Source organism: Roseitalea sp. (assembly GCF_984466335.1).
Genome location: NZ_CFIFWG010000027.1, coordinates 1 through 9,586 on the forward strand (window position 1 = coordinate 1; position 9,586 = coordinate 9,586).

At 66.9% G+C, this 9,586-nt stretch carries 8 protein-coding genes; 1 reads left to right on the forward strand and 7 read right to left on the reverse strand.

The window, feature by feature from the left end; genetic code table 11:
- Positions 1-158: 158 nt before the first annotated feature.
- Both AC5E6L_RS04155 and AC5E6L_RS04160 read right to left on the reverse strand, forming a co-directional pair.
- Positions 159-557, reverse strand: a complete 399-nt coding sequence (locus AC5E6L_RS04155) for an avidin/streptavidin family protein (RefSeq protein WP_491229140.1) — start codon at positions 555-557, stop codon at positions 159-161.
- A gap of 218 nt (positions 558-775) precedes the next feature.
- Entirely contained in the window at positions 776-2,581 is a 1,806-nt protein-coding gene (locus AC5E6L_RS04160) for an ABC transporter transmembrane domain-containing protein (RefSeq protein WP_491771504.1), read from the reverse strand.
- A 267-nt stretch (positions 2,582-2,848) separates the two neighbouring features.
- Here AC5E6L_RS04160 and rpmE point away from each other — a divergent pair, with 267 nt between their 5' ends.
- Positions 2,849-3,070: a 50S ribosomal protein L31 gene (gene rpmE / locus AC5E6L_RS04165; RefSeq protein WP_491229142.1), complete on the forward strand. Its 222-nt coding sequence runs from the start codon at positions 2,849-2,851 to the stop codon at positions 3,068-3,070.
- A gap of 168 nt (positions 3,071-3,238) precedes the next feature.
- Here the strand turns inward: rpmE and ftsH are convergent, their stop codons facing one another.
- From ftsH to tolB, 5 genes are all read right to left on the reverse strand, one after another.
- A complete protein-coding gene (gene ftsH / locus AC5E6L_RS04170; protein WP_491229143.1) occupies positions 3,239-5,179 on the reverse strand; it encodes an ATP-dependent zinc metalloprotease FtsH in 1,941 nt (646 codons plus the stop codon).
- Between the two features lie 93 nt (positions 5,180-5,272).
- Complete coding sequence (gene tilS / locus AC5E6L_RS04175) at positions 5,273-6,421, reverse strand: tRNA lysidine(34) synthetase TilS (RefSeq protein WP_491771476.1); 1,149 nt, start codon at positions 6,419-6,421, stop codon at positions 5,273-5,275.
- Positions 6,418-7,269, reverse strand: coding sequence for a tol-pal system protein YbgF (gene ybgF / locus AC5E6L_RS04180; protein ID WP_491771478.1), 852 nt, complete (start codon positions 7,267-7,269; stop codon positions 6,418-6,420). Before ybgF ends, tilS begins: the two co-directional genes overlap by 4 nt.
- A 180-nt stretch (positions 7,270-7,449) precedes the next feature.
- The gene (pal, locus tag AC5E6L_RS04185) at positions 7,450-7,962 is read right to left on the reverse strand and encodes a peptidoglycan-associated lipoprotein Pal (protein WP_491230487.1); all 513 of its coding nucleotides are present in this window, start codon (positions 7,960-7,962) and stop codon (positions 7,450-7,452) included.
- Between the two features lie 181 nt (positions 7,963-8,143).
- A complete protein-coding gene (gene tolB, locus AC5E6L_RS04190; protein WP_491771506.1) occupies positions 8,144-9,433 on the reverse strand; it encodes a Tol-Pal system beta propeller repeat protein TolB in 1,290 nt (429 codons plus the stop codon).
- Between the last annotated feature and the right edge of the window lie 153 nt (positions 9,434-9,586).

Sequence of the window (9,586 nt, forward strand, 5' to 3'; positions counted from 1 at the left end):
CAAAACAAAAGGGTAGAGCGGAGCTGCGTTTCCATGAAACGCGGAAACGCTCTAGAGCATGTTCCCGAAAAGCGTATGCGAAGAACATGCTCAGAATCAAAGAGTTGGAGCATTGCGCGTGAATTCGGAGATCACGAGAAACGCTCTAGGGCCCGACCCTAATTGGGGCTGAATACATCGTTGCCGCCAAGGCGCGTGGGCAGTCCGGTTTGAGCGGAGATGAACATCAGCTCCCAATCGGTGAAAATCTGCCCGGAAGCGTAGTAGCCCGTCCAGCCGGTCAGGGAGTTGCAGTCGACGTTCCCATTTTTCCAGCGCACGGAGACGCTGATCAGCGCCCCGTTCAGCCATCCCGACAAGGCCATCGGCTCATCCTTGCAGCCGAATCCATCGGCCCGGTTTATGTACATTCCCGCAATCGATCCATCCGCACCGATCGTCGCTATCTCCATTTCCGAGCCGCTTTCATTGACCCATTTGGAGCCCGGTGTGACGCCTTGAGCGTGCGACAGGCCAGTGAAAAAAACCGCGATGAGCGTTGTGAACAATCTGAGCATGAAAATTCCCCTGTTTTGACGCCATGTTTCATAGTGCGCCAAAGATTAAATATATTCGATTTTTCTGAAAATATCCAGATCAATCAAAATATAGTCTTGGATTCAGAATATTTGCCCGAAGTTCTGGTGACAAACCGGACGTCTTCCGGCTGGCCGTGCGCCATGCGAGGCCCTTGCTTCCGTCATGCGTCCGAACGGCGGAAGCATATTCCTTTGCCTCACGCCGCCCGTCCTGTCCCGAACTGCAAGGCGGCAAGGCGCGCATAGACGCCGTTCGTCTTGCCCGAAAGGCTCTGGTGGTCCCCTTCCTCGACGATCCGGCCGCGATCCATGACGAGGATGCGGTCGGCCTTGCGGATGGTGGCGAGCCGGTGGGCGATGACCAGCGTGGTGCGCCCTTCCATCAGCGTCTCCAGCGCCTTCTGGACGAGCGTCTCGCTTTCGGCGTCGAGCGCGGATGTGGCCTCGTCGAGCAGCAGGATCGGCGCGTCGCGCAGGATGGCGCGGGCGATGGCGACACGTTGGCGCTGGCCGCCCGAAAGCGTCACGCCGCGCTCGCCGACCTGGGTGTCGTAGCCCTGCGGCAGTTCGGCGATGAAGCCGTGCGCCTGGGCGGCGCGCGCCGCCTCGGCGATTTCGTCACGCGTCGCATCGGGTTTGCCGAAGCCGATATTGTCGGCGACGCTTCCCGAAAGGATGGTCACGTCCTGCGGCACGATCGCCATGCGGCGGCGCGCCGCGATCGGGTCGGCGTTCTTGAGGTCCACGCCGTCGATCCGCACCACGCCGGCCTGCGGGTCGTACTGGCGCATCAGGAGCGCGAAGATGGTCGACTTGCCGGCGCCGGAGGGCCCGACGATGGCGACGGTCTCTCCGGGCGCGACGGCAAGGCGCAGATCGCGCGCCGCGCTGTCTTCGGGCCGCGTGGGATAGGCGAAGGTCACATCGTCGAAGCCGACCGTTCCCAGCGGTGGCTCGGGCAGCGGCAGTGGATCGGCCGGCGCTGCGATCGCGGGCTCCTCGGCCAAAAGTTCGGACAGCCGCTCGGCGGCGCCTGCTGCCTGCTGCACCTCGCCCCAGACCTCCGACAACTGGCCGAGCGCGCCGGCGGCGAACATGGCATAGAGCAGGAACTGGCCGAGCGTGCCTGGCGACATGGCGCCGTTCAGCACCTGTTGCGCGCCGATCCACAGGACGGCGACGATGGACGAGAAGATCAGGAAGATGGCGAAGGCCGTCAGGCCGGCGCGCGCCCGCGCGGCCGTGCGCGCGGCGCCAAGGGCGCGGTCGACCGCCCCTCCGTAGAACAGGCCGGCGAGCCGCTCGCTCGTAAAGCTCTGGAAGCTGCGCACCGCGCCGATCGCCTCGCTGGCATAGGCCGAGGCTTCGGCGAGCGTGTCCTGGGCGGCGCGCGAACGCTTGCGAACCCGCCGACCGAAGACGATGATCGGCAGGACGATCAGCGGAATCGCGCCGACGACGAGCGCCGACAATTGCGGGCTCGTGACGATCATCATGATCAGCGCGCCCACGCCCAGGATCGTGTTGCGCAGGGCGAGCGAGGCGGTCGCCCCGACGGCGGATTTGATCTGGGTGGCGTCGGCTGTCAGCCGCGAGACGATTTCGCCGGACCGGGCGGTGTCGTAGAAGGCCGGCGACAGCATCATGACGTGGGCGAAGACATCCCGGCGCAGGTCGGTCACGACCCGTTCCCCCAGAACGATCACGAAATAGTAGCGCAGCGCGCTTGCCGTCGCCAGGGCGATCGCGATGAGGATCAGCATCGAGAAATACTGATTGATCAGCGTGGAATCGTTGCCCGAGAACCCGTGGTCGATCACCCGCCGCACGGCGGTCGGCAGTGTCAGCGTGGTCGCCGCGCCGAGCAGCAGGAAGATCGCCGCGCCGGCCAGAAGGCCGCGATAGCGCAGCACATAGGGCACGAGCGGCGCCAGCGGCCGCAGCGAACGCCGCGCCGGCCGACCGTTGTTCGCACCGGCGCTCGGCGTCGCCGTCTTGGCCATCGCCTTGGCCGCCATCGTCTTGGCCGCCGTCTTCTTGGCCGCCGCTGGTTTACTGGACGTGACCGAACTCATGATGCCCCCGGTGAAACGGCGTGCCGACAGGCGCGCTTCGGCTTTAGCGCGCTCTTGTTCGCCCTGCCGTGCTGGTGTATAGGTCGCGGCGCGCTTTTTGAAGCCGTGGGCGAGGCGCGCGCGGCTTTTTCATTCCAATCCGGCGTAGATGATGACCGATCACCGGCGCCACCCTACTTTTGACGGACACGCACGATGAAGGCCGATATCCATCCCGACTATCACATGATCAAGGTCGTCATGACCGATGGCAGCGAATATATGACACGTTCGACCTGGGGTTCGGAAGGTGACACGTTGCGCCTCGACATCGACCCGACCTCGCATCCAGCCTGGACCGGCGGCCAGCAGGGGCTGATCGACCGCGGCGGCCGCGTCTCGAAGTTCCAGAAACGCTATGAGGGCCTGGGTATCTGAGCCTGACTTTTCCGCTCTTGACGTGTCGAGAACCCCGGCTCCGGCCGGGGTTTTTGTTGGGGTCCTGGTCTCGTGCCGCAAGCCCTCGCCCTTGGACAGGCGCACGATGGAGCCAAGCCCGCCGCCGGAGCGACGGGGCTTTCCTGAAGGGCTGGTCTTGAAAGCCGACTACGGCGTCTGCGGTTCCATGCCGGGGTCGGGCTCGCCGCCCTTATCGTCCTTCGGCTGGCGCTTGGCGGCGCCGGCCTTGGGCACGGCCGAGCCGCGCGGGGGCGGCGTGTCGTCGCCCATGTCGCGCGAGGGCTTCTTGCCGGCGAGCAGTTCCTTGATCTCGCTGCCCGACAGGGTCTCATATTCGAGCAGCCCCTCGGCGAGCGTGATCCAGTCCTGCTTCCTGTCGGTCAGGATGTCCATCGCGGTCCTGTAGGCGTCGTCGATCAGCTTGCGCACCTCGGCATCGATCGTCTCGGCCGTCGCCTCCGACATGTTCTGCTGCTGTGCGACAGAATGTCCGAGGAACACTTCCTGCTGGTTCTCGCCATAGGCGACGGTGCCCAACTCGTCCGAAAAGCCCCATTGGGTGACCATGGCGCGGGCGAGCTTGGTGGCCTGCTCGATGTCCGAGGACGCACCGGAGGTGATGTTCTCCTTGCCGAACTTGATTTCCTCGGCGGCGCGCCCGCCCATCATGATCGCAAGCCGCGAGACCATGTATCTGTAGCTCATCGAGTATCGGTCGCCCTCGGGGAGCTGCATGACCATGCCGAGCGCGCGCCCGCGCGGGATGATGGTCGCCTTGTGCACCGGATCGGCCGAGGGCACGTTCAGCGCCAGGATCGCATGGCCCGCCTCGTGATAGGCGGTCAGCGTCTTTTCCTCCTCGGTCATGGCGTTCGACCGGCGCTCGGCGCCCATCATAACCTTGTCCTTGGCGTCTTCGAATTCGAGCATGGTGACCAGGCGCTTGTTGCGGCGCGCGGCCATCAGGGCGGCCTCGTTGACAAGGTTCATCAGATCCGCACCGGAGAAGCCGGGCGTGCCGCGCGCGATGGTCTTCAGGTCCACATTGGGCGCCAGCGGCACGTTGCGCACATGCACCTTGAGGATCTTCTCGCGGCCGATGATATCCGGGTTGGGAACCACCACCTGGCGGTCGAAGCGGCCCGGGCGCAAAAGCGCCGGGTCGAGCACGTCGGGCCGGTTGGTGGCCGCGATCAGGATGATCGATTCATTGGCCTCGAAGCCGTCCATCTCGACCAGGAGCTGGTTCAGCGTCTGCTCTCGCTCGTCATTGCCGCCGCCAAGGCCGGCGCCCCTGTGGCGGCCGACCGCGTCGATCTCGTCGATGAAGATGATGCACGGGCTGTTCTTCTTGGCCTGCTCGAACATGTCGCGGACACGGCTCGCGCCGACGCCGACGAACATCTCCACGAAGTCCGAACCGGAGATGGTGAAGAAGGGCACGTTGGCCTCGCCGGCGACCGAACGCGCCAGCAGGGTCTTGCCGGTGCCGGGCGGGCCGACCAGGAGCACGCCGCGCGGAATCTTGCCGCCCAGGCGCTGGAACTTCTGCGGATCGCGCAGGAACTCGACGATCTCCTCAAGGTCCTGCTTGGCCTCGTCGACCCCTGCGACATCGTTGAACGTGATGCGCCCGTGCGCCTCGGTCAGGAGCTTGGCCTTGGACTTGCCGAAACCCATCGCGCGCGAACCGCCGCCCTGCATCTGACGCATGAAGAAGATCCACACGCCCAGGATGATGATCATCGGCAGCCAGGACAAAAGCACGGCCATGAACGAGTTCGAGCCGTCCGTTTCGGGCCGCGCGCGCATCTCCACGCCCCTGTCCTCAAGGCGCGCGACCAGGTTCGGATCGCCCGGCGAGAAGGTCTGGAACGTGGCGCCCGTATCCGAATAGGTGCCCACGATCTGCTCGCCCTGGATCGTCACCGACTGCACGCGGCCGTTCGCGACGTCCTGCAGGAACTGGGTATAGGAGACGTCGCGGGCCGAGCCGGTCTCGCCGGGGGCCTGGAACATGTTGAACAGGGCGACCAGCATCAGGGCGATGATCGCCCACAGCGCGAAGTTTCGGTAATTGGGGTTCATGTATGCTTCCCTGGCGCGCGCATGGCGCGTTTGATGGCTTGAGGGGAAGATAGGTTTCGTTCGCCGTTTTGCCAAGCCAAAGCGCTGTGTGCGTCACCTTTGTGCGCCATGTGCCGCTGTCGTGATGAATGGCGGGGCGGGGTAGGGCGCGGCCCGGTGCAGCCGGGCGAGCGCGTCTGCCAGCGGCCGGTCGGCCAGCGGCAGCAGCACGTCGAAGCAGCGCATGGCGGCATCGCGGCGGTTGCGCGGATCGCGCCCGAAGCGGACCAGGCCGCCCGCCTTGCGCAGACGGCAGCCGGCGATTGTCAACGCTGCGCCGTTCGGCGCCTCGGCGCAGAAGCCGAGCGCCGCGGTCGCCCGTTCGAGGCTCGCTTGCCTTTCAAGACAGCCCGTCCAGGCGAGCGCGCCGGACATGGCGGTGGCCAGCGCGCCGCGCCGATGGGCGTGCGCGCCCGCCGGGTCGAACACAAGGGCGCGCTCCGCAACGCGCCAGAGCGCGCGATCTTCGAGGCAGTCCGCGCCCAAAAGCGCGCCACGCCCGCGTTCGCCGGCGAAGGTGCGCCCCTGGTGCGCCAATGCGGACCGTCCGGCGCCGGTCAGGGCCGCGCGCACGCGCACCCGCTCGAAGCGGCGGTCATCGTTGCCCGGATCGTCGATCCAGCCGATGCCGCGCTCGGACAGCCATGTGCGCAATGCGTGCCGGCCGATGTCGATCAGCGGCCGCGCGAACCAGACGGCCCTTTGGCTGAGCGTCGCCCTGTCGATGCCGGAAAGACCGCGCCCCCCCGGCGCGCGCGCCTTTCGCATGGCGATGGTTTCAGCCTGGTCGTCGGCGGTGTGGCCCGTCAGGACGATCGGCGCGCCTTCGCGCCGGGCCAGGCCGGTCAGCAGGCGGTAGCGCGCCTGGCGGGCGGCGGCCTGCAACCCGGTGGCGGGTCGCGCGCCGTCCCATTCCAACGTCCGGTGCGGGATGCCGAGCGAGGCGCATGCCAGGGCCACCTGACGCGCTTCGGCGGCGCTTTCGGGCCGCAGCCCGTGATCGACCGTGCCGGCGATCAGCGGCGTGCCGGGCCGCTCCCGCGCAAGATAGGCGTGCACGAGATGCAGCAGCGCGATCGAATCGCCGCCGCCGGAGACCGCCACGACCACGGCACGGCCGGGCGCAAGGGCGATGCGCCCGAAGGCCGCGCGCGCGCGCCAGGCGACCGGGTCCCCTGCCTTTTCGGTCTGCGCCCCGATCAACACCGGACCGCGGCGCGCTCGGCTTCGATCTGCCGGCGGACCTTCGCGCCCATGCCGGGATGGGTTTCAAGCGCGTCGGCGAAGGTCACGCAGGCGATCTCGCGATCACCGAGCGCGGCCATGATCGTGCCGATCTTGAGCATCGTCTCGGCCGCCTTGCCGGCTTGAGGATGACGCGCGCGCGCATCGATGAAGATCTCCGCGGCATCCTCAAACCGGCCCTGGGCCAGAACGCTCTCGCCGAGCCAGAAGCGGGCGTCGGCGACCAGCACATCGTCGGGGTAAAGATCGATGAAACGGGCGAACACCTGCTCGGCGATCGGGTAGTCGCCGTTGAGCACATGTTCGTAGCCGATCCGGTAGAGCGCTTCGGGCTCGATTTCGCCACCGATGGCGTTCGTCTGGTCGACGCCGATCGCCGCGCTGATGCCGCGGTCGGAAAAGTCGATCCCGGTGCCGATCACATTGCCGTCCGCATCGACCGTCAGCGTGCCCAGATCGCGCGGCGGCGTGCCCAGGGCAGCATCGCCGCCGGTGCCGGGCGGTGGGACGCGGGCACCATTTCCATCCGCCGTCGCGGCGACGGCGCCGCTGTCCGTTCCGTCGGGGGCCGGGGCCTCAAGCACGCCCTGTCGCTCGTCTTCGAGCTGTTGCAGGCGGAACTCATTGTCCTCCTGCTGCCGGCGCAGTTGCTCCTGCATCTCCAGGAGCTGGAAGTTGAGCTCTTCCACCCGGCCGTTAAGCTGGCGGACCTGCTCTTCGAGTTGCAGCACGCGCGGGTCGGCGATCTGCGCGCCGGCCGGCCCGCCCATCGTCACGAGCCCCAGAACGCACAGGCCCGGCAGCATGGCCGGGAATCGTTTTCGATAAGCCAAATGTATGATCCTGAACGGTTTGCGACAGAAGTCCCGCTGGCGCTTTTGATGGCGCGCCAGTGGGACGAAAATTTGATGATGGCCGGCCGCAGGCCAACAAAACGGCCCCGGCGGGCACCGGAGCCGCGCCGTGCGCCATATATTGTCGCCGCGTCAGCTTTCCGCGCCGGTCAACACGGTGACGGCGCGGCGGTTCTGGTTCCAGCACGAGGCCGAATCGCAGGTGGCGACCGGACGCTCCTTGCCGTAGGAAATGGTGCGGATGCGGCTGCCGCTGACGCCCCGCGCTTCCAGGAACGCCTTGGCGGCGGCGGCGCGCCGGGCGCCGAGCGCCAGATTGTATTCGCGGGTGCCGCGCTCGTCCGCATGGCCCTCGACGGTGATCTGGTAGCCCGGATACTGGCTCAGCCACTGCGCCTGGCGGGCAAGCGTCGTCTGCGCATCGACGCGTATGACCGAACTGTCGGTGTCGAAGAAGATGCGGTCGCCGACATTGACCGTGAAGTCCTGGGTCGAGCCGGGCGCGGCGCCGGACAGGCCGAGATCGGCGGGGTTGTTGGGCAGGTTGTTGCGGTTCTGCGCACAGCCGGCGACGGCCAAGGCGAGCATGGCGACGATGGCGGCGGCGCGCACCGGGCGCAGATGAGTTCGGCCCATGGCCAGCATCTCCTTGGTTCGGGACTGATCGATACAATCTTAGCGATTGCCGACGGCTTTCGGTAACCCCTTTGCGGTTAACCGGCGCTTTCGCGGTGCGGTTAACGAAGCGTTTCACCGGCCCGCGAGCGTGCGGGGGGTCGGGCTGCGGTGCCGCGCAAATGCGGCGACAACGGGGCGCGCCGGGCCGTCACTCCAGAAGCGGCGACCAGGCCGGGTCGGAGGCGTAGCCCTCGACCGGCACGCGCTGTTCGTTGCGGCCGGTCAGGTCGATCGAGTAGAGTTGCGGGCCGCCGGCCCCGGCGCTCTGGCGGAAGAACATCAGGTAGCGGCCGTTTGGCGCCCAGGTCGGCCCCTCATTGTGAAAGCCCGTGGTCAATATCCGCTCGCCCGAGCCGTCCGGGCGCATCACCCCGATCGAGAACTGTCCGCCCGATTGCTTGGTGAACGCGATCAGGTCGCCGCGCGGCGACCAGACCGGCGTCGAATAGGCGCCGTTGCCGAACGAGATGCGCGTGGCACCGCCGCCCGCGCCCATCACGTAAAGCTGCTGGCGGCCGCCGCGGTCGGATTCGAACACGATGCGCGATCCGTCCGGCGCAAAGGAGGGCGATGTGTCGATGGAGGGTGAATTGGTCAGCCGCGTCGTGTTGCGGCTGCGCAGGTCCATGGCATAGATGTTGGCGTTGCCGTCGGGCTGCTGAAGGCTCATCACGATCGTCTGGCCGTCGGGCGAAAAGCGGGGGCTGAAGGTCATGCCGGGGAAGTCGCCGACCAGTTCGCGCTGGCCGGTTTCGAGCTGCAAAAGGTAGACCTTCGGCTCGCCGCCGGCGAAATCCATATAGGTTATCTCCTGGCGCGAGGGCGAAAAGCGCGGCGTCAGCACGATGTCGCCGGGTCCGCCGCGGGTCAGGTAGCGCACATTGTTGCCGTCCTGATCCATGATCGCGAGCCGCTTGGTGCGGTTGTCGCGCGGGCCGCTCTCGGCGACGAAGACGATGCGCGTGTCGAAATAGCCCTTCTCGCCGGTCAGCCGCTCGAAGATGGCGTCGGAGATGATGTGCGCCACGCGGCGCCAGTTCTGCCGGTTGGTGAAGAACTGCTCGCCGGCCATCTGCTCGCCGGCGAACGTGTCCCAAAGACGGAACTCGGCGCGCAGGCGGCCGCCGGCTTCCTCGGTGACGCGGCCCGTGACCAGCGCCTGGGCGTTGATGACGCGCCAGTCCTCAAAGCGCGGCGCGGCATCGGGGTTGGACACCCGTTCGATGAACGCGCCCCTGTCGACCGGCGCGAAAAGGCCAGACCGGCGCAGATTGTCGGCGACGACCCCGCTGACCTGTGCGCCGAGCCCGTCGCCGGAAATGAAGTCGGTGACGGCGATCGGCAGCGGTTCGATATTGCCCTGGTTGATGTCGATCTCGACGAGCGCGCGGGCCGGCAGGGCGCTTGCGGCAAAAAGCGGCGCGAAGGCGACGATCATCGCGGCAAGGCGTCGATTGATGGACGGCATCGGCATGGTCAGTCCTTTGGCTCGGCCATGGTTGGGCGGCGGGTATGGGGCAGGGATGTGACGGGGGCGCGATGAGACGGTGTCACCGGAACATCTCGCTCGGATCGAAATTGACGACCACCA

Excerpts from the sequence above, each read along its gene's own strand:
- ybgF (WP_491771478.1), bottom strand. The coding sequence starts at position 7,269 with ATGCTGCCGGGCCTGTGCGTTCTGGGGCTCGTGACGATGGGCGGGCCG.
- AC5E6L_RS04155 (WP_491229140.1), bottom strand. The coding sequence starts at position 557 with ATGCTCAGATTGTTCACAACGCTCATCGCGGTTTTTTTCACTGGCCTG.
- ftsH (WP_491229143.1), bottom strand. The coding sequence starts at position 5,179 with ATGAACCCCAATTACCGAAACTTCGCGCTGTGGGCGATCATCGCCCTG.
- AC5E6L_RS04160 (WP_491771504.1), bottom strand. The coding sequence starts at position 2,581 with ATGGCCAAGACGGCGACGCCGAGCGCCGGTGCGAACAACGGTCGGCCG.
- pal (WP_491230487.1), bottom strand. The coding sequence starts at position 7,962 with ATGCTGGCCATGGGCCGAACTCATCTGCGCCCGGTGCGCGCCGCCGCC.
- tolB (WP_491771506.1), bottom strand. The coding sequence starts at position 9,433 with ATGATCGTCGCCTTCGCGCCGCTTTTTGCCGCAAGCGCCCTGCCGGCC.
- rpmE (WP_491229142.1), top strand. The coding sequence starts at position 2,849 with ATGAAGGCCGATATCCATCCCGACTATCACATGATCAAGGTCGTCATG.